At 69.8% G+C, this 18850-nt stretch carries 18 protein-coding genes; 5 read left to right on the forward strand and 13 right to left on the reverse strand.

Annotation, left to right across the window (positions count from 1 at the left end):
* Window positions 1-21 precede the first annotated feature (21 nt).
* The 8 genes from hisF to hisD are packed head-to-tail and all read right to left on the reverse strand — an operon-like array spanning window position 22 to window position 5719.
* Window positions 22-777 carry an imidazole glycerol phosphate synthase subunit HisF gene (gene hisF, locus SLUN_RS10035; RefSeq protein ID WP_108148162.1) on the reverse strand — a complete coding sequence of 252 codons (756 nt, stop codon included), beginning with the start codon at window positions 775-777 and terminating at the stop codon, window positions 22-24.
* Window positions 774-1172, reverse strand: coding sequence for a RidA family protein (locus SLUN_RS10040; protein WP_108148163.1), 399 nt, complete (start codon window positions 1170-1172; stop codon window positions 774-776). Before SLUN_RS10040 ends, hisF begins: the two co-directional genes overlap by 4 nt.
* Window positions 1169-1894, reverse strand: a complete 726-nt coding sequence (gene priA / locus SLUN_RS10045; RefSeq protein ID WP_108148164.1) for a bifunctional 1-(5-phosphoribosyl)-5-((5-phosphoribosylamino)methylideneamino)imidazole-4-carboxamide isomerase/phosphoribosylanthranilate isomerase PriA — start codon at window positions 1892-1894, stop codon at window positions 1169-1171. The genes SLUN_RS10040 and priA overlap by 4 nt, the downstream gene beginning before the upstream one ends.
* Window positions 1894-2535, reverse strand: coding sequence for an imidazole glycerol phosphate synthase subunit HisH (gene hisH, locus SLUN_RS10050; protein WP_108148165.1), 642 nt, complete (start codon window positions 2533-2535; stop codon window positions 1894-1896). The genes priA and hisH overlap by 1 nt, the downstream gene beginning before the upstream one ends.
* The gene (locus SLUN_RS39945; protein ID WP_170146566.1) at window positions 2532-2699 is read right to left on the reverse strand and encodes a CG2302 family histidine operon protein; all 168 of its coding nucleotides are present in this window, start codon (window positions 2697-2699) and stop codon (window positions 2532-2534) included. The genes hisH and SLUN_RS39945 overlap by 4 nt, the downstream gene beginning before the upstream one ends.
* Before the next feature lie 4 nt (window positions 2700-2703).
* On the reverse strand, window positions 2704-3297 hold the full coding sequence (gene hisB, locus SLUN_RS10055) for an imidazoleglycerol-phosphate dehydratase HisB (protein WP_108148166.1): 594 nt from the start codon (window positions 3295-3297) through the stop codon (window positions 2704-2706).
* Window positions 3294-4400 (reverse strand): histidinol-phosphate transaminase, encoded by a 1107-nt coding sequence (locus SLUN_RS10060; protein WP_108148167.1) that lies wholly within the window; start codon window positions 4398-4400, stop codon window positions 3294-3296. Before SLUN_RS10060 ends, hisB begins: the two co-directional genes overlap by 4 nt.
* A complete protein-coding gene (hisD, locus tag SLUN_RS10065; RefSeq protein WP_108154634.1) occupies window positions 4397-5719 on the reverse strand; it encodes a histidinol dehydrogenase in 1323 nt (440 codons plus the stop codon). Before hisD ends, SLUN_RS10060 begins: the two co-directional genes overlap by 4 nt.
* Before the next feature lie 150 nt (window positions 5720-5869).
* On the opposite strand from hisD, the gene SLUN_RS10070 reads away from it, so the two are divergent.
* The 3 genes from SLUN_RS10070 to SLUN_RS10080 all read left to right on the forward strand — a co-directional run bounded on the left by SLUN_RS10070 (window position 5870) and on the right by SLUN_RS10080 (window position 9395).
* Window positions 5870-7471 (forward strand): oxidoreductase, encoded by a 1602-nt coding sequence (locus tag SLUN_RS10070; RefSeq protein WP_108148168.1) that lies wholly within the window; start codon window positions 5870-5872, stop codon window positions 7469-7471.
* 149 nt (window positions 7472-7620) lie between these two features.
* A complete protein-coding gene (locus SLUN_RS10075; RefSeq protein ID WP_108148169.1) occupies window positions 7621-8643 on the forward strand; it encodes a hypothetical protein in 1023 nt (340 codons plus the stop codon).
* A gap of 11 nt (window positions 8644-8654) precedes the next feature.
* Window positions 8655-9395 (forward strand): LON peptidase substrate-binding domain-containing protein, encoded by a 741-nt coding sequence (locus SLUN_RS10080; protein WP_108154635.1) that lies wholly within the window; start codon window positions 8655-8657, stop codon window positions 9393-9395.
* A gap of 81 nt (window positions 9396-9476) precedes the next feature.
* On the opposite strand, the gene SLUN_RS10085 is transcribed toward SLUN_RS10080, so the two are convergent.
* The 4 genes from SLUN_RS10085 to SLUN_RS10100 form a co-directional block, all read right to left on the reverse strand.
* On the reverse strand, window positions 9477-10007 hold the full coding sequence (locus tag SLUN_RS10085) for an ABC transporter permease (protein WP_371413818.1): 531 nt from the start codon (window positions 10005-10007) through the stop codon (window positions 9477-9479).
* Window positions 10008-10173: 166 nt separating this feature from the next.
* On the reverse strand, window positions 10174-10995 hold the full coding sequence (locus SLUN_RS10090; RefSeq protein ID WP_254710176.1) for an ABC transporter permease: 822 nt from the start codon (window positions 10993-10995) through the stop codon (window positions 10174-10176).
* The gene (locus SLUN_RS10095; protein ID WP_175313849.1) at window positions 10992-11966 is read right to left on the reverse strand and encodes an ABC transporter ATP-binding protein; all 975 of its coding nucleotides are present in this window, start codon (window positions 11964-11966) and stop codon (window positions 10992-10994) included. The genes SLUN_RS10090 and SLUN_RS10095 overlap by 4 nt, the downstream gene beginning before the upstream one ends.
* Window positions 11967-12003: 37 nt before the next feature.
* The gene (locus SLUN_RS10100) at window positions 12004-13242 is read right to left on the reverse strand and encodes an NYN domain-containing protein (RefSeq protein ID WP_108154638.1); all 1239 of its coding nucleotides are present in this window, start codon (window positions 13240-13242) and stop codon (window positions 12004-12006) included.
* Between the two features lie 252 nt (window positions 13243-13494).
* Between SLUN_RS10100 and SLUN_RS10105 the strand changes: the two genes are divergently transcribed.
* Window positions 13495-13674 carry a hypothetical protein gene (locus tag SLUN_RS10105; protein ID WP_108154639.1) on the forward strand — a complete coding sequence of 60 codons (180 nt, stop codon included), beginning with the start codon at window positions 13495-13497 and terminating at the stop codon, window positions 13672-13674.
* A gap of 90 nt (window positions 13675-13764) precedes the next feature.
* Here the strand turns inward: SLUN_RS10105 and dnaE are convergent, their stop codons facing one another.
* Window positions 13765-17304: a DNA polymerase III subunit alpha gene (gene dnaE, locus SLUN_RS10110; protein WP_108148171.1), complete on the reverse strand. Its 3540-nt coding sequence runs from the start codon at window positions 17302-17304 to the stop codon at window positions 13765-13767.
* Between the two features lie 211 nt (window positions 17305-17515).
* On the opposite strand from dnaE, the gene SLUN_RS10115 reads away from it, so the two are divergent.
* Window positions 17516-18841 carry a DUF2252 domain-containing protein gene (locus tag SLUN_RS10115; protein ID WP_108148172.1) on the forward strand — a complete coding sequence of 442 codons (1326 nt, stop codon included), beginning with the start codon at window positions 17516-17518 and terminating at the stop codon, window positions 18839-18841.
* Window positions 18842-18850: the final 9 nt, after the last annotated feature.

Genomic DNA, 18850 nt, shown 5'->3' on the forward strand with positions numbered 1-18850 from the left:
CTCGGACAGTGTCCGCCGGTGTCACCGGACCGGGTGGCCGGCCTGCCGCAGTGTGTCCTTGACCTGGGAGATACGCAGATCGCCGAAGTGGAAGACGGACGCGGCCAGGACCGCGTCCGCGCCCGCCGCGATGGCCGGCGGGAAGTCGGCGAGCTTGCCCGCGCCACCGGATGCGATGACCGGGACGGTGACGTGCTTGCGCACCGCCGCGATCATCTCGGTGTCATAGCCGTCCTTCGTGCCGTCGGCGTCCATCGAGTTGAGGAGGATCTCGCCCGCGCCCAACTCGGCGGCCCGGTGCGCCCATTCGACGGCGTCGATGCCTGTGCCCTCGCGGCCGCCGTGCGTGGTGACCTCGAAGGAGCCCCCGGGCGTACGCCGCGCGTCGACCGACAGCACCAGCACCTGGCGCCCGAAACGCTCGGCGATCTCGCGGATCAGCTCGGGGCGGGCGATCGCCGCGGTGTTGACGCCCACCTTGTCGGCGCCCGCGCGCAGCAGCTTGTCGACGTCGTCGGCGCTGCGCACACCGCCGCCCACGGTCAGCGGGATGAAGACCTGCTCGGCGGTGCGGCGCACCACGTCGTAGGTCGTCTCGCGGTTGCCGGAGGAGGCCGTGATGTCGAGGAAGGTCAGCTCGTCGGCGCCCTCGGCGTCGTACAGCTTGGCCATCTCGACGGGGTCGCCCGCGTCGCGCAGATTCTGGAAGTTGACGCCCTTGACGACCCGTCCGTTGTCCACGTCCAGGCAGGGAATGACCCGTATGGCGAGAGTCATCGGGCACCTCCTCGGTAGGCTTCGACCTCGACCTCGACGACCAGCCGGGGGTCGACGAAGCCGGACACGATGATCATCGAAGCGGCGGGGCGGACGGAGCCGAACAGCTCCCGGTGGGCCCGGCCGACCTCGTCCACATCCCGGGCGTGGGTGATGTACATCCGCGTACGCACCACATCCTCGTGGTCGAGACCGAGGTCCCTCAGCGCGCCGACGGCCACACCGAAAGCGGTGATCGCCTGGTCGTACGGATCGCCGTCGAGGACCACGCCGTCGACCACGGAGGTGCAGCCCGATACCAGGACGAGGCCGTTCGGCAGCTCCACGGCCCGGGAGTAACCAAAGGCCTCCTCCCACGGACCGCTCGAAGCGATACGGCGTACGACGTCCGTCATTCGGCCACCGCCGCAAGCGCCTCTTCCAGGGTGAACGCCTCGGCGTACAGCGCCTTGCCGACAATCGCGCCCTCCACGCCCTCGGGCACCAGCGACGCGATCGCGCGCAGATCGTCGAGCGAGGAGACGCCGCCGGAGGCGACGACCGGCTTGTCGGTGACCGCGCAGACAGTGCGCAGCAGCTCCAGGTTGGGGCCCTGGAGGGTGCCGTCCTTGGCGATGTCGGTGACGACGTAGCGGGCGCAGCCCTCCGAGTCGAGACGGGCGAGCGTCTCGTAGAGGTCGCCGCCGTCGCGGGTCCAGCCTCGGCCGCGCAGCGTCGTACCGCGTACGTCCAGGCCGACCGCGATCTTGTCGCCGTACTCGGCGATGACCTTGGCGACCCACTCGGGGGTCTCCAGCGCTGCCGTCCCCAGGTTGACCCGGGTGCAGCCGGTGGCCAGCGCGGCCGCCAGCGAGGCGTCGTCGCGGATGCCGCCCGACAGCTCGACCTTGATGTCCATCGCGCCCGCGACCTCGGCGATCAGCGCCCGGTTGTCGCCGGTGCCGAAGGCCGCGTCCAGGTCGACCAGATGCAGCCACTCGGCGCCCGACCGCTGCCAGGTCAGAGCGGCTTCGAGCGGGGAGCCGTACGAGGTCTCCGAACCGGACTCGCCATGGACGAGGCGCACGGCCTGGCCGTCGCGGACGTCGACTGCGGGGAGGAGTTCAAGCTTCGGCATTACAGCGTCTCAATCCAGTTGGTCAGCAGCTGGGCGCCGGCGTCGCCGGACTTCTCGGGGTGGAACTGGGTCGCCGACAGCGCGCTGTTCTCCACGGCGGCGACAAAGCGCTCGCCGTGCGTGGCCCAGGTGACCTGGGGCGCGCGGATGGCGGGGTTGGTGACCTCCAGATCCCACTCGTGCGCGGCGTAGGAGTGCACGAAGTAGAACCGGGCGTCGGCGTCGAGGCCGGCGAAGAGCCTGCTGTCGGCGGGCGCCTCGACGGTGTTCCAGCCCATGTGGGGAACGATGGGGGCCTTCAGCGGGCCGACCGTGCCGGGCCACTCGTCGAGGCCCTCGGTCTCCACGCCGTGCTCGATGCCGCGCTCGAAGAGGATCTGCATGCCGACGCAGATGCCCATGACCGGGCGGCCGCCGGAGAGCCTGCGGCCGACGATCCACTCACCGCGGGCCTTCTTCAGGCCCTCCATGCAGGCGGAGAAGGCACCGACACCGGGGACGAGGAGCCCGTCGGCGTTCATGGCCCTGTCGTAGTCACGGGTGATCTCGACGTCAGCGCCGACCCGGGCCAGTGCCCGCTCGGCCGAGCGGACATTGCCGAATCCGTAGTCGAAGACGACGACCTTCTTGGGCGCGCTCATTCCCAGATCCCCTGAATCCGCAGGACACCGGCGACCAGGCACATCACCGAGCCGATGCCGAGGAGCACGATCAGTCCCTTGGGCATCTTCTGCTTGGAGAAGGAGTACACACCGCCGGCGAGGAAAAGCCCGACGACGATGAGGATGGTGGAGAGACCGGTCATGGGTTTAGAGGGCGCCCTTCGTGGAGGGGAGGATGCCGGCGGCGCGCGGGTCGCGCTCACAGGCGTAACGCAGGGCACGGGCCAGCGCCTTGAACTGGCACTCCACGATGTGGTGCGCGTTGCGGCCGTACGGGACGTGGACGTGCAGCGCGATCTGGGCCTGTGCGACGAAGGACTCCAGGATGTGCCGCGTCATCGTCGTGTCGTACTCGCCGATCATCGGCGCCATGTTCTCGGGCTCGGTGTGCACGAGGTACGGACGGCCCGAGAGGTCGACGGTGACCTGGGCGAGGGACTCGTCCAGTGGCACCGTGCAGTTGCCGAATCGATAAATCCCCACCTTGTCGCCGAGCGCCTGCTTGAAGGCGGCGCCGAGCGCGAGGGCGGTGTCCTCGATGGTGTGGTGCGAGTCGATGTGCAGATCGCCCTCGGTCTTCACCGTGAGGTCGAACAGGCCGTGGCGTCCGAGCTGGTCGAGCATGTGGTCGTAGAAGCCGACCCCGGTCGACACATCGACCTTTCCGTGGCCGTCGAGGTCGATCTCGACGACGACGGACGTCTCCTTGGTGGTGCGTTCGACCCGTCCTACGCGGCTCATGCGCTCTGCTCCTTCTTGATCGCGCGTACCGCATCGAGGAACGCGTCGTTCTCTGCCGGGGTGCCCGCGGTGACCCGCAGCCAGCCTGGTACGCCGTTGTCACGGACCAGGACTCCCCGGTCGAGGATCTGCTGCCAGACCTCCTGCGCGTCCTGGAAGCGTCCGAACTGCACAAAGTTGGCGTCGGACTCGGTGACCTCGTAACCGATCGCCCGCAGCTCGCCGACCAGGCGGTCCCGCTCGGTCTTGAGCTGCTCGACGTACCCGAGAAGCGTATCGGTGTGCTCCAGCGCGGCCAGCGCGGTGGCCTGGGTGACGGCGGACAGGTGGTACGGCAGGCGCACCAGCTGGACGGCGTCGACCACGGCCGGGTGCGCGGCCAGATAGCCCAGGCGCAGACCGGCGGCGCCGAAGGCCTTGGACATGGTGCGCGAGACCACCAGATTCGGCCGGCCACCGATCAGCGGCAGCAGCGAGGGGCGGTGGCTGAACTCGACGTACGCCTCGTCGACCACGACCAGCGAGGGCTTGGCGGCCTGGGCGGCCTCGTACAGGGCGAGGACCGTCCCGGCCTCGACCGCGGTGCCCGTGGGGTTGTTGGGCGAGGTGATGAAGACGACGTCGGGGCGGTGCTCGGCGATGGCGGCCTCGGCGGCCGCCACGTCGATGGTGAAGTCCTCACTGCGCGGCCCGGAGATCCAGGCGGTGCCGGTGCCGCGCGAGATGAGGCCGTGCATGGAGTACGAGGGCTCGAAGCCGATGGCGGTACGGCCCGGTCCGGCGAAGGTCTGCAGCAGCTGCTGGATGACCTCGTTGGAGCCGTTGGCCGCCCAGACATTGGCCGCCGTGACCTCATGTCCCGCGGTGCGGGTGAGATACGCGGCCAGCTCGGTGCGGAGCTCGACCGCGTCCCGGTCGGGGTAGCGGTTGAGCTGGCGGGCGGCCTCGCGGACGCGCTCGGCGATGCGCTCGACCAGCGGCTCGGGCAGCGGGTAGGGGTTCTCGTTGGTGTTCAGGCGTACGGGTACGTCGAGTTGGGGCGCGCCGTACGGGGACTTGCCGCGCAGCTCGTCCCTGATGGGGAGGTCGTCGATGCCTGTCACTTCTGCGGCACCTTCCACCCGAACCTGGCCTTCATCGCCGCCCCGTGCGCCGGCAGGTCCTCGGCCTCGGCGAGTGTCACCACGTGGTGGGTCACCTCGGCGAGCGCGTCCCGTGTGTAGTCGACGATGTGGATGCCGCGCAGGAAGGACTGGACGGACAGACCTGAGGAGTGGCAGGCGCAGCCGCCGGTCGGCAGGACGTGGTTGGAGCCCGCGCAGTAGTCGCCGAGGGAGACCGGCGCCCACGGGCCGACGAAGATCGCGCCGGCGTTACGGACCCGGGCGGCGACCGCGGAGGCGTCGGCGGTCTGGATCTCCAGGTGCTCGGCGCCGTACGCGTTGACGACCCGCAGTCCCTCTTCGACGCCGTCGACCAGGACGATCGCGGACTGCTTGCCGCTGAGAGCCGGGACGATCCGGTCCTCGATGTGCTTGGTGGCGGCGACCTGCGGCTCGAGCTCCTTCTCGACCGCGTCCGCCAGTTCCACGGAGTCGGTGACCAGCACGGCGGCGGCCATCGGGTCGTGCTCGGCCTGGCTGATCAGGTCGGCGGCGACATGCACCGGGTCGGCGGTGGAGTCGGCGAGGACAGCGATCTCGGTCGGTCCGGCCTCGGTGTCGATGCCGATCCGGCCGGTGAAGTACCGCTTGGCCGCGGCGACCCAGATATTGCCGGGGCCCGTGACCATGTTCGCGGGGGCGCAGTCCTCGGTTCCGTACGCAAACATCGCGACGGCCTGGGCGCCACCCGCCGCGTACACCTCGTCGACGCCGAGCAGCGCGCAGGCGGCCAGGATCGTGGGGTGCGGGAGGCCGTCGAATGCGGCCTGCGGCGGGGACGCGAGCGCGATCGACTCGACGCCCGCCTCCTGGGCCGGCACCACGTTCATGATCACGGAGGAGGGGTAAACGGAACGGCCGCCGGGGGCGTACAGACCCACGCGCTCGACCGGCACCCACTTCTCGGTGACGGAGCCGCCCGGGACGACCTGGGTGGTGTGCTCGCTGCGGCGCTGCGCGCGGTGGACGATCCTGGCGCGCCGGATCGACTCCTCCAGAGCGGCCCTGACCTCGGGGTCGAGCTGCTCCAGGGCGTCGGTGATCGCCTTCGCGTCCACCCTGACCTGCGTCAGCTTCACACCGTCGAACTTCTCCGCGTACTCGATCAGCGCCGCCGTGCCGCGATGATGCACGTCCTCGCAGATGGGCCGGACCTTCTCCAGGGCGGCTTCCACGTCGAACTCGGCACGGGGCAGCAGGTCGCGCAGGGCGCCGCCCTCGGGGAGGGCGTCACCACGCAGGTCGATTCGTGAGATCACGGAACCAATTCTCTCAGACCGGTATCGGCCGCCGGTCGCCCGTATCACTGGCTGATACACGTCCCAGAACTTGACCATCACCACTAGCGTTCAGTCCGCTACTCAGCGGGAAGAACAACTGTACGAGCCAACGATGCGTGAGGAGCGGCCTTGACCGAGCCGCTGGACGACGGGCCTCCAGACGGGCTGCGCCCGACCGAGCTGGAGATGTGGAACGCCTTCCGGAACGGAAACACCTGCGACCTGAGCGACACCAATCCCCTGCTGAACGATCCCTTCTCGCCCCGCCCCTGGGGCCCCGAGCGCAGCGTTCGCGCCGGCATCGTCGCCCGGCTGCTGCTCAGCGGTCCGCCCGCGCGGCCCGGCCGAGTCGCCGCGCTCAAGCTGCGCGGGGTCCAGATCACCGGGACGCTCAAGCTCGCCGGCGGCAGCATCGCCCCCTACGTCGAGCTGAACGGCTGCCGTTTCGAAAGCGAACTACTGATGCCCGAGGCGCACTTCACCACGGTACGCATGGTGGGCTGCGCGATCCCGCGCATCGAGGCCGCCCGGCTGCGCACCGAGGGCGATCTGCATCTGCCGCGCTGCCGCGTCGAGCACGGCATCCGGCTCACCGACGCGCAGATCGGCACCGATCTGCTGATCAACCAGATCCATGTGCGGCCGGACCGCCGGGGCCGCGCGATCACCGCCGACGGGATGTCCGTCGCCCAGGACTTACAGGCCGAACTGATCGAGACATACGGCGAGTTCAGTCTGCGCGGCGCGAAGGTCGGGGTCTCACTGAGCCTGCGCGGCAGCCGGCTGCGCGCGGCGGCGGAGCGGCGGGCACTCAACGCCCCCCAGCTGAGCGTGGAGCGGACGCTCTACATGACGGGCGCGTGGGTGAGCGAGGCCACGGGCAACCAGGGCGCAACTCCCCCGTTCGGCATCGCCCATGCCGGCACCACGAATCGCGGCACCCGGCTGCAGCCCTTCGAATGCCATGGCGGGGTGCGGCTGGACGACGGGCGGTTCGGCGACGCGGTCGACCTGAACCGCGCGCGGTTCGTGCTGAGCCCGCGCGAGGAGCTGTCGCTGCGCCGGATCGCCACTCCGGAACTGCGGTTCAACGCGGAGCGCCCGGAAGAGGGACGCGTCGTGCTGAACGGCGCGAAGGTGGTGACGCTGATCGACAAGGCGGCGAGCTGGCCGGGGCCCGGCGGGCTCGCGATGGGCGGCTTCGTGTACGAGAACCTCGTCCCGTACGAGGAGTTCCCGCTGGGGCGGCGCCTGGAGTGGGTGGCGTCGGCGACCCCGGAGTACTCACCGGAGCCGTACGAACGGCTGGCGACCGTGCTGCGCAACAGCGGCGAGGACGCGGACGCCCGCGAGGTGCTGCTCGCCAAGCAGCGCCGCCGCCGGGAGACGCTGCCGCTGGCCGCGAAGCTCTGGGGCTACCTCCAGGACTGGACGGTGGCGTACGGCTACCGCCCCGGCCGGGCCGCGCTGTGGATGGCTGTGCTCTGGGCGGCGGGCGCGGTGGCCTTCGCCCAGATCGATCCGGCACCGATCAAGGGCGACGAGCATCCGCAGTGGAACGCCCCGCTGTACGCGCTGGATCTGCTGGTGCCGGTGATCAATCTCGGCCAGGACGGCTACTGGCGGCTGGACGGCCACTGGCAATGGGCCTCCGCCGCGCTGATCCTGCTCGGCTGGATCCTGGCGACGACGGTCGCTGCGGGCGCGTCCCGCCTTCTCCGGCGCGGCTGACTCACTGTTCCTACGCCCTTCCCAACGCCTTAACGCCCTTCTCAACGCTCGCTTTCTTTACGCTCTCTTGGCTTTCGCCAGGACAACCATTCTGCCGCTACCAAAGCTTCACAGCTGTCCTATGGCGCACCCCCGACCTGCGGTTTTCAATGGTCCGCACCATGTCTTTGCTCACCGCCCTGATCCGTACCGCGCGCATGATCCGTCATACGCCGCTGCTCGCCGACGGCTTGCCGCCCGACGAGGCGGTACTGCTCGACGCCCCCGACGAGCGGCTCGGCCCCGCGCTCGTGGCGGCCGCGCTCGGTGAGTACGAGCCGGCAGCCAAGCTGCTGGCCACCACCCGCGAGGCGGCCGAGTGGGAGAACCGCGACCGGTACGTCATGCGGCTCGCGGCCTTCGCACTCAACCGCGACGAGTGGCTGACGTACTGGCTCGCCGCGGCACCGCGCGACCCCGACGCGCTCGTGGTCAAGGCGGAGCTCGCGGTCCGCAGGGCCTGGGAGTCGCCGGCGCGGGCCGAACGGCTGCGCGAGGTCGGGCCGCTGATCGACGCGGCGGCGGACGGCGATCCCAGCGACCCGGTGCCGTGGCGCATCTCGCTGGACCACGCGCGCGGTACGCATGCCACGCACACGGCCTTCGAGTCGCTGTGGGGGCAGGCGGTACGCCGCTCCTCGCACCACTACGGCTGCCATGTCGCGGCGCTGCAGTATCTGTCGGCCCAGTGGTACGGCTCACACCGCGATTGCTTCGACTTCGCCGAGAAGGCGGCGGCGGACGCGCTGCCGGGCTCGCTGATACAGGCACTTCCGCTGCGCGCGGCCTTCGCGCAGCTGCTGAGCGGGGAGACCACCTCCGTACAGGACGACCGGATCGACGCGGCGGCGGATCTCGCGATCGCGCTCTCGGCGGACTACGCGGCCGGGGATCCCTGGCCGGCCGAGGTGCGCAACCTGCTGGCGTATGTGCTGGTGGGGCGGGGGCGGTGGGCCCAGGCGCTGGAGCAGTTCCGGCTGATCGGCCCGTACGCGACGTCCTTCCCGTGGACATCCGTGACCGACGATCCGCTGGGCCGGTTCCTCGAGGCGAGGGACGGTGTACGGATCGAGATCGCGTCCGCGATGCCACTGCGTGGACGGGCAGGACGAAGCAGGTCCGTGGGCCATTAGGCTTGACCGTTGTGACCACCGCTCGTCTCCCCCTCTTCCCGCTGAACTCAGTGCTGTTCCCGGGCCTCGTCCTGCCCTTGAACATCTTCGAGGAGCGTTATCGCGCCATGATGCGGGAGCTCATGAAGACGGACGAGTCCGAGCCGCGACGCTTCGCCGTGGTCGCGATCCGCGACGGCCGCGAGGTCGCGCCGAGCGCGCCCGGCATGCCGGACCCGACCGCGCTGCCCGAGCGCGGGCCGGCGGCGGGGTTCGGCTCCGACCCGATCCAGGCCTTCCACCACGTCGGCTGTATCGCGGACGCGGCGACGATCCGCGAGCGCGCGGACGGCAGCTTCGAGGTGCTGGCCACGGGTACGTCCCGGGTCAAGCTCCTCTCGGTCGACGCGAGCGGCCCGTATCTGACGGCCGAGTTCGAGGAGATCCCGGAGGACTCGGGGGACGGCGCGGGCGCGCTGGCCGAGGGTGTGCTGCGGGCGTTCCGCAGCTATCAGAAGCGGCTGGCGGGAGCGCGGGAGCGGTCCCTGTCGACGGGGGCGGATCTGCCGGACGATCCGTCGGTGGTCTCGTATCTGGTCGCCGCGGCGGCGGTACTGGACACCCCCGCGAAGCAACGGCTGCTGCAGGCCCCGGACACGGCGACCCGGCTGCGCGAGGAGCTCACGCTCCTGCGCGCGGAAACCGCGGTGATCCGCCATCTTCCGTCGCTGCCCGCGGTCGATCTGACCCGGGCGCCGACGAGCCCCAACTGACGGGAGCGGCGGGCTGCCGGTCCGGCAACCTCATCCCGTCCGGCGATTGAGGACACGGCCGGATGCCGTACGGGCCGGGCGTCACGCCCCGGGCGGCGGGCCGTACGGCGTGGGGGGCCATTCCGGCTCCGGGTCCCGTGGGCCGAACAGCGCCGTCACGGCCAGGTGCACCACCATCGCCGCGACCGGCCACGCCAGCAGCGTCCCGTACGCCTTCAGCTCCAGCGGCGCGTCGAACGTCACGCCCTCGCCGACCGCCCTCGCATGTGCGACCACATCGTCCGTCGGGCCGAACCACGTCCCGATGCCCCACGCCAGCAGCGAGCCCAGCAGGCCGCCCAGGGCCAGGGCCACCACCAGGGCGATGCCCCCGCGCCTTCGGAACCAGAAGACCGCCGCCGCGCTCACCGCGCCGAAGCCGAGTGCCAGCAGGGCAAACGTTCCGTCTGCGCCCACCGCCTCCTCGCCCTCCGTGTCCTTGAGGAAGACCGCCTTGTCGTTGGAGATCAGCGGCACCCGCGGTGCCAGCCACAGCCACAGCAGGCCCAGCGCCACGCCCGCGATCGCCACGGCCACCAGGACCACGGCCGCGTCCCGCAGCTCCGTCCTCACGTCCGGGGTCTCCTCCGCGTCGGTCGCGTACGCCGGCGCGTGCCCCGTCGGCGGCGACTGCCAAGGGCCGGGGTTCGGCGAATTCGGCGAAGACTGATGCGGCTGGTGAGGCGGAGTCAGAGGTGCGGTCACACCGCCATCGTGCCAGGCGTACTCGAACGGTGCCTCACCGGACCGCCGCCCGCCGGTACGCCCACGTCGCGACGCTCAGCGAGACAACACCGACCGCGGCGCAGACCCCGAGATCGAGTCCCACGACCGCCCAGTCCGGCCGGGCGTCGAAAGTCCTGGCGAGCGCCTCGACACCGTACGTGGAAGGCAGCAGATCGCGCGCGTACCCGACAGGACCGGGCAGCCGGTCGGCCGGCAGCACGCCGAGCAGAAGCGCCGCGGACATGCCCAACTGGCCGAGCAGCGTCGCCAGTTCCTGACGCGGCGCGAGCAGCCCGAGCGCCGCGCCGAGCCCGGCCAGAGCCGCACCGGCGAGCGGGATCACCGCGGCCAGCACCCATAGATGCGTCATCGGCAGGTCGAACAGCACACTGCCGGTGACCGCCGTGACCACCGTCCCGGGCACCGTGAAGGAGGCGTACGCACCGGCCGCACCGAGCACCACCGCCGCCGGCGGCACCGGCAGCGTGGCGTAGTGGTCGAGGCCGCCGCTGGCGCGCAGCTGTCCGAAGTACTGGGCGAGCAGATTGAGCGCGACGAAGGCGACGACGAGCACGCTCGACCCGGCGACGACGGCCCGCGCCTCATTCCCCCCGTCGACGACCCCGCGCATCAGGACCATGATCCCGATCGACTGGAAGGTCGCCACGAAGAGCAGCGGGATCCGGGCGACGCGCGCCCGCGACAGTTGCGCGCGGTACACGGCGCAGAGCGCGGGCAGCAGCCGGGCGCGGGGCGCGAGCGGTGCGGCTTCCACCGCTGCCGCGCCGGCCGCCCCGACCCGTTCGGCCACCGCCTCCGCAGGCGCGATGCTCATGCCTTGACCAGCCCCTTCGTCGCGTTCCCGCCGAGCGCCAAGTACACGTCCTCCAGGCTGGGCGTGGCCAGCGTGAAGTCGTCGAGCGCCGCGAACGCCGCGCCCCCCGTCACCGCCGCGACCGCCGCACGCGCCTCGTCCGGCGCGAGCCTGAGCACCCAGCGGCGCCCGGACTCCTGAGCGGACCCGCGCAGCGCGGCGACCTCGGGCACATCCAGCGGCGCCCGCTCGCGCCACACCAGCTCGACCCGCACCTCGCCCGCGACCCGTTCCTTGAGCCCGGCGGGGCTGTCGCAGGCGATGACGCGGCCCCGTTCCAGTACGGCGACCCGGTCGAGGACGGTCTCGGCCTCGATGACGTTATGGGTGACAAGCAGTACGGTCGCCCCGTTCCCGGCCCGCCGCCGGTCGACCGCGGCCCAGACCGCGCGGCGCGCGACGGGGTCCATTCCGGTGGTGGGCTCGTCCAGTACCAGCACCGGCCGGTCCCCCACCAGTGTCGCCGCGACGCAGGCCAGCCGCCGCTGTCCGCCGGACAGCTTCTTCAGCGGGCGCGCGGCGAGCTCGGTCAGCCCGAGCTCCTCCAGTACGCCGTCCCGCTCGGCCCGCGCATCGCGTACGGACAGTCCGCGCAGCCGCCCCGTCGTCTCCGCGGCGAGCGCGACGGTCAGCTCGTCGAGCGCCGTGGACTGCTGCCCGAGATAGCCGACGAGCCGGGAAGCCCGCTCCGGATGACGAACGAGATCGTGCCCCAGCATCTCGACACTGCCGGAGTCCGGCCGCATCAGTCCGGTGAGCTGTCGCACGAGGGTGGACTTGCCGGCGCCGTTGGGCCCGAGCAGGCCGAAGATCTCACCGCGCCGCACCTCGAGGGAGATGCCGTCGGTGGCGCGCACCTCGGGGGTCCCGGGGGTACCGCGGCGACCGCGCACGGCGGGGTACGTCTTGACCAGATCGCGCACCACGCACACCGTACTCACAAGGGACGAGCCTAAGGGGTCGGCAGGGCTACTCCCCCGCGGGGGCGTGCTCGGCGGCCGCCCGTACGTCGATCTCGCGCCAGAATCCGGCCCGGATCGCATAGCGGTCGTGCTCGTCGATCTGGTCGTCCTTGTGCGCGAGCAGCCCGAAGCGGGCCGCGTAGCGCAGCAGTTCGCCGTCGATGCGGTGCGGGATCCGCGGGTACATGGTGGACAGCTTCTGCACATGGCTCTGTTCCGGCAGCCGTTCCATCCAGCGCCTGGCGAAGACCTGGCCGACCTCGAAGGGGTCGCCGCCGACCGTGGTGATGTCCTCCTCGCGGTCGGCCCAGCGCTGCTCGGCGCTGGTGAGCTGGGCCAGCGTCGGCAGCGATGCGGTCTCCGGCGGCTCGCCGAGTGCCCCTCCGCCGCCGGGGCGCTCGACCCAGCCCTTGTCGGAGGACCAGCGCAGGGTGGCGCTCGTCGGGTGTGCCGCGGTGGCGGGCCCCGGGGCGCGCAGGCTTGCCAGGTCCTTGGGGGTGGGGACGCCCCCCTTGGTGGTGGCGGGGGCGGGGCCGGCCTCGGCGCCGTTCTCGGAGGCCGGGGGCTGCGAGCCGTTCCGTACGGCCTCGGCCGCGCGCTCCTGCGAGGCGGCGAGCGCCGATTCGGGCAGCGGTGCGGAGAGGATCGCAGCGATCTCCGGGCGGGGCGCGGGGGGCGGCGCGCAGATGCCGGTGAGCTCCTTGGCCCGTACGGAACGGGTGATCCACACACGGTCCAGCACCCGCCGCTCGTCGGCCTCGGCGACCAGGTCCTCGGACTGGTTGTAGTCGCCGTCGGCGGCCTGCACCGCCCAGAGGTGGACGGCGACGCCGTGCTCCTTCGCGGACATCAGTCCGGGCAGCAGATCTCCGTCGCCGGTCACCAGGACGACATCCGAGCAGGCGCGATTTCTGGCCAGTTCGGTGAGCTCGGCGTGCATGGCGGCATCCACGCCCTTCTGCGCCCAGCGGCCGTCGCTGCGGGTCAGTGCGCCGAGCCGGACCGTCACGCGCGGCATGACGCGCAGCCGCCGGTGCTCGGGCTGCGGTACGCGGTCGGGGGCTCCGTCGAACCAGTAGATACGGAGCAGGGGGCGTTCCGTATCGGCCTCGGCGAGGTCGCGAAGGCCCTGGATGAGGGCGGCGTGGTCGACAGTGATCCGGGAACGCGCCGGCTCTCCGGCGAGCAGGCTCGCGGCGGCGCCCAGCAGATATCCGGCGTCCACCAGGACAACGCAGCGGTCCACGCGTTCCACCCTCTTTCGGGAACTTCGGGATCGGAGAAGGTTCCGGATCGGGGATTGTTCCGGGTTTCCTTCGAGTCTGCCCGACCACGGGAGGGTTAACGGCCGGAACTCGATCATCGGCGTGGCGGATCCCTCACCCATGGCATGACAGGGAGCCCTTACCCACCGTATTGATCCAAAATGCGGCAGTTCTGCGGGTATGTGAGTCTGACAGCGGCCCTGGCCCCGAGAAATCCCACAGGAGGCATCACCATGGCCAAGAACAAGAATCGCAAGCAGAGCGGCCAGCAGGACCGCTCACCCGCCGCCGAGCGCGGCAGCGAGCAGGCGAAGTCGACCGCGTACGAGTCCCAGGCTCGGCCCCAGTCACAGGCTCAGGGCAGCCCGGCGGACGTCGCCCGTAAACACCAGCGGCGCTTCGGCCACAACTGATCGCGCCGTACATCGCCGCAAGGGGCGCGCCCGTGACGACGGGCGCGCCCCTTGCGGCGTGTGCGTAGACGTAGGCGTAGGCGAAGTGGGTCAGCCGGCCAGACAGGACGGGCCGAGCAGCACCTTCAGATCTCCGAAGAGCGCCGGGTCCGGCTGGACGCGGTGCCGGTCGAGCCGGAGCACCGTGGTCTTGCGGGGGCCCTGCAGCTTGATCCGGACCTCGGTGTTGCCCTTGTGGTGGCTGAGGATCTCACCGAGCCTGCTGATCATCGGCGGAGTGACCTTCACCGTGGGGATGGTGACGACCACCGGGGCGTTGGTGCCGGCCGAGGAGATGTCGGGGACCTGCATCTCCATGGCGACCAGCCGCGGGATGTCCTCGCGCTTGTCGAGCCGTCCCTTGACGAAGACGACGGTGTCCTCGACGAGCTGGGTCGACACCAGCTGATAGGTCGCCGGGAAGAACATGCACTCGATGGAGCCGGCCAGGTCCTCGACGGTGGCGATCGCCCAGGCGTTGCCCTGTTTGGTCATCTTGCGCTGCAGGCCCGAGATGATGCCGCCGATGGTCACCACGGCTCCGTCGGAGTGCTCACCGCCGGTGAGCTGGGAGATCGCGGCGTCCGACTTGTCGCTCAGGAGGTGCTCGATACCGAAGAGCGGATGGTCGGAGACGTACAGACCGAGCATCTCGCGCTCCTGCGCGAGCAGATACGACTTGTCCCACTCGATGTCCGAGAACTCGACGTCGAGCCCGAATCCCGGCTCGCTGGTCTCCTCCTCGCCCATCCCGCCGAAGAGGTCGAACTGGCCCTCGGCCTCCTTGCGTTTGACCGCGACCACATTGTCGATCATGGGTTCGTGGTGGGCGACCAGGCCCTTGCGGGTGTGGCCCATCTCGTCGAAGGCGCCGGCCTTGATGAGCGATTCGACCGTCCGCTTATTGCAGACGACGGCCTCGACCTTGTCGAGGAAGTCCGGGAAGGTGGAGTACTTCCCCTTCGCCTTGCGCGAGCGGATGATCGAATCGACGACGTTCGTGCCGACGTTCCGGACGGCGGAGAGACCGAAGAGGATCACTTCGTCGCCCTGGGCGGCGAAGTTGGACTGCGACTCGTTCACATTGGGCGGCAGCACCTTGATGCCCATGCGGCGGCACTCGTTCAGATAGACCGCGGACTTGTCCTTGTCGTCCTTGACCGAGGTGAGCAGCGCCGCCATGTACTCGGCCGGGTAGTTGGCCTTGAGATACGCGGTCCAGTAGGTGACCAGGCCGTACGCGGAGGAGTGCGCCTTGTTGAAGGCGTATCCGGCGAAGGGGACCAGCACGTCCCACAGCGCCTGGATGGCCTGGTCGCTGTAGCCGTTCTTGCGGGCGCCGGCCTGGAAGATGCCGAAGTTCTTCGCCAGCTCCTCGGGCTTCTTCTTGCCCATCACGCGGCGGAGGATGTCGGCCTCGCCGAGCGAGTACCCCGCGATGATCTGGGCGGCCTTCTGCACCTGCTCCTGATAGACGATCAGACCGTAGGTGAGGCCGAGGACCTCCTTGAGCGGCTCCTCCAGCTCCGGGTGGATCGGCGTGATCTCCTGCTGGCCGTTCTTGCGGAGCGCGTAGTTCGTATGGGAGTTCATGCCCATCGGGCCCGGCCGGTACAGGGCCGACACGGCGGAAATGTCCTCGAAGTTGTCGGGCTTCATCAGCCGCAGCAGCGAGCGCATCGGACCGCCGTCGAACTGGAACACGCCGAGCGTGTCACCCCGGCACAGCAGCTCGTACGTCGTGGGGTCGTCCAGCGGGAGGCCGAGCAGATCGAGCTCTACGTCCTTGTTCGCCTTCACCATCTTGACGGCGTCGTCCATGATGGTCAGGTTTCGCAGACCCAGGAAGTCCATCTTCAGCAGGCCGAGCGACTCACAGCTCGGGTAGTCCCACTGTGTGATGGTGACGCCGTCGGTGTGCCTGACCCAGACCGGGGCGTGGTCGGTGATCGTCTCGCTGGACATGATCACGCCGGCCGCGTGCACACCCATCTGCCGGACCAGGCCCTCGACGCCCTTGGCGGTGTCGATGACCTTCTTGACGTCCGGCTCGTTCTCGTACATCCCCCGGATCTCGCCCGCCTCGCTGTAGCGCGGGTGCTTCGGGTCGGTGATGCCGTTGAGGTCGATTCCCTTGCCCAGCACATCGGCCGGCATCGCCTTGGTGAGGCGGTCGCCCATCGCGTACGGGTAGCCGAGGACGCGCGCGGAGTCCTTGATGGCGTTCTTCGCCTTGATCTTGCCGTACGTACCGATCATGGCGACCTTGTCGGCGCCGTACTTCTCCGTGACGTACCGGATGACCTCGACGCGCCGGCGCTCGTCGAAGTCGATGTCGACATCGGGCATGGAGACACGCTCGGGGTTGAGGAATCGCTCGAAGATCAGCCCGTGCTCGATCGGGTCGAGGTCGGTGATGCCCATGGCGTACGCCACGATCGAACCGGCCGCCGAACCACGGCCGGGGCCCACCGCGATGCCGTTGTTCTTGGCCCACATGATGAAGTCGGCGACGACCAGGAAGTACCCCGGGAACCCCATCTGGATGATGATGTCCATCTCGTACTCGGCCTGCTTCTGCCGGTCGTCGGGGACACCGCCCGGGTAGCGGCGGTTCATGCCGACCCGGACCTCCTCCTGGAACCAGGTGATCTCGGTGAAGCCCTCCGGGATGTCGAACTTCGGCATCAGGTTCTTCGCCTCGAACATGCCCGTGGTGTCGACCTGTTCGGCCACCAGGAGGGTGTTGGCGCAGCCCTGCTGCCAGGCGTCCGAGGAGTCCACCGCGTACATCTCGTCCGTGGACTTCAGGTAGTAGCCGGTGCCGTCGAAGCGGAAGCGGTCCGGGTCGGAGAGGTTCTTTCCGGTCTGGATGCAGAGCAGGGCGTCGTGGGCCGTCGCCTCGTGCGCGTAGGTGTAGTGCGAGTCGTTGGTGACGATCGGCGGGATGCCGAGCTTCTTGCCGACCTCCAGGAGACCGTCGCGGACCCGGCGCTCGATCTCGATGCCGTGGTCCATCAGCTCCAGGAAGTACTTGTCCTTGCCGAAGATGTCCTGGTACTCGGAGGCCGCCTTGAGTGCCTCGTCGAACTGGCCGAGGCGCAGCCGGGTCTGGAGCTCGCCGGAGGGGCAGCCGGTGGAGGCGATGAGCCCCTCGGACCACTGGGCGATGGTCTCCTTGTCCATACGCGGCCACTTCTGCAGCCAGCCCTCCGCGTACGCGTCGGAGGAGAGCCGGAAGAGGTTGTGCAGACCGGTCCTGTTGTGCGCCCAGATCGTCTTGTGGGTGTAGCCACCGGAGCCGGAGACGTCGTCCCGCTTCTGGTGCGGCTGGCCCCACTGGATCTTCCGTTTGTTCCGCCGGGACTCCGGGGCCACATACGCCTCGATGCCGATGATCGGCGTCACACCGGCCTTCTTGGCCTGATGGAAGAAGTCGTAGGCGCCGTGGAGGTTGCCATGGTCCGTCATGGCGATGTGCGACATGCCCATCTCGTTGCAGGCGTCGAACATGTCCTTGAGCCGCGCGGCACCGTCCAGCAGGGAGTACTGGGTGTGGACGTGAAGGTGCGTGAAAGGCGGCTTGGTCACGACGGAATGCCTCCGAAAGAACGTTGAGCACTGTGTTTACCCGGGGGACACCCCCGGACCCCCTGCTGCGGACAGTCTGGGGGAACAGCGTGGAAGTCTACGTCTCCGCACTGACAGTCCGAGGGCACTCGCGAGTACCTTCATGCGTTGGAAGGGGCGGAACCAACCGTCCCATTTGTCATGCACATCTGGCACCAGGAGGCACCCAGCGATGTCGGTCCAGCAGGCTGAAGCCGATCAGCGCGGCGAGCAGATTCTCTCCGTCTTCGAGACCGCGTTCGGCGAGCTTCTGGCCGCCGACCCGGCGGCGTTCCGGGTCAAGTTCCGGAAGATGGCCGCCTCGGCGTTCGCCTTCTACCGGGGGTCCGCCAGCCTCTTCTACAACGACCTGGAGCGGGAGCAGCACGGCGGCCCGTTCCTGGACGACCGCACCGGCCGGGTGTGGATCCACGGCGACCTGCACGCCGAGAACTTCGGCACGTACATGGACGCCAACGGCCGGCTGATCTTCAACGTCAACGACTTCGACGAGGCGTACGTCGGCCCCTTCACCTGGGACCTGAAGCGGCTGTCCGCCTCGCTGGCGCTGATCGGCTACACCAAGGCGCTCAGCGACGAGCAGATCACCGAGCTGGTGCGGGTCTACGCCGCCGCCTACCGCGAGCGCATCCACGCCCTGGCCGCCGGCGCGAAGAACGACGAGGTACCGCCCTTCACGCTGGACACCGCCGACGGCCCGCTGCTCGATGTGCTGCGCGACGCCCGCTCGCTCACCCGCTTCTCGCTGCTGGACTCGATGACCGAGATCCGCGACTACGAGCGCCGGTTCGCGGCCGGCGGCAGCTCCATCGAGCTGGACGCGGCCACCCGGTACAAGGTGCTCGCCGCCTTCGACGGCTATCTGGAGACCCTGCCCGAGTCCAGCCTGACCCGGCCCGACTCGTACCGGGTCAAGGACGTGGTGGGGCGGCGCGGCATCGGCATCGGCTCGGCCGGCCTGCCGTCGTACAACATCCTGCTCGAGGGCAACAGCGACGCCCTCGAGAACGACGTCATCATCTATATGAAGCAGGCGCAGACCCCCGCAGTCTCCCGTCACATCACCGACGCGGCCGTGCGGGAGTACTTCCAGCACGAGGGCCACCGCACGGTGATCTCGCAGCGTGCGCTGCAGGACCACGCCGACCCGTGGCTGGGCTGGACCGAGCTGGACGGCGCCGGTCAGCTGGTGGCCGAGGTCTCGCCGTACGCGGTGGATCTGGACTGGTCGGACATCGACGACCCGGAGGAGATCGCGGCGGTCGTCGCGGACCTGGGCCGGGCGACGGCGACGATGCACGGGGCGGCGGACGACCAGAGCGGTCACTCGTTGGTGCCGTTCTCCACCGAGCGTTCCATCGACGCGGCGATCGCGGCGGACGAGGAGGGCTTCGCCGGGCTGCTGGTGGAGTTCGCGCACAGCTACGGCGCGCGGGCGCGGGCGGACCACCAGATCTTCGTGGACCTGTTCCGCAACGGAAAGATTCCGGGCCTCTAGGACAGGGCC

This window comes from Streptomyces lunaelactis (assembly GCF_003054555.1).
Classification (GTDB): Bacteria; Actinomycetota; Actinomycetes; order Streptomycetales; family Streptomycetaceae; genus Streptomyces; species Streptomyces lunaelactis.

What these genes read in the sequence shown, in the direction of transcription:
- SLUN_RS39945 (WP_170146566.1), bottom strand. Translation starts at nt 2,699, where the DNA reads ATGACCGGTCTCTCCACCATCCTCATCGTCGTCGGGCTTTTCCTCGCC.
- SLUN_RS10075 (WP_108148169.1), top strand. Translation starts at nt 7,621, where the DNA reads ATGGTCCGCACCATGTCTTTGCTCACCGCCCTGATCCGTACCGCGCGC.
- SLUN_RS10090 (WP_254710176.1), bottom strand. Translation starts at nt 10,995, where the DNA reads ATGAGCATCGCGCCTGCGGAGGCGGTGGCCGAACGGGTCGGGGCGGCC.
- SLUN_RS10105 (WP_108154639.1), top strand. Translation starts at nt 13,495, where the DNA reads ATGGCCAAGAACAAGAATCGCAAGCAGAGCGGCCAGCAGGACCGCTCA.
- hisB (WP_108148166.1), bottom strand. Translation starts at nt 3,297, where the DNA reads ATGAGCCGCGTAGGACGGGTCGAACGCACCACCAAGGAGACGTCCGTC.
- SLUN_RS10040 (WP_108148163.1), bottom strand. Translation starts at nt 1,172, where the DNA reads ATGACGGACGTCGTACGCCGTATCGCTTCGAGCGGTCCGTGGGAGGAG.
- hisH (WP_108148165.1), bottom strand. Translation starts at nt 2,535, where the DNA reads ATGAGCGCGCCCAAGAAGGTCGTCGTCTTCGACTACGGATTCGGCAAT.
- priA (WP_108148164.1), bottom strand. Translation starts at nt 1,894, where the DNA reads ATGCCGAAGCTTGAACTCCTCCCCGCAGTCGACGTCCGCGACGGCCAG.
- hisF (WP_108148162.1), bottom strand. Translation starts at nt 777, where the DNA reads ATGACTCTCGCCATACGGGTCATTCCCTGCCTGGACGTGGACAACGGA.
- SLUN_RS10115 (WP_108148172.1), top strand. Translation starts at nt 17,516, where the DNA reads ATGTCGGTCCAGCAGGCTGAAGCCGATCAGCGCGGCGAGCAGATTCTC.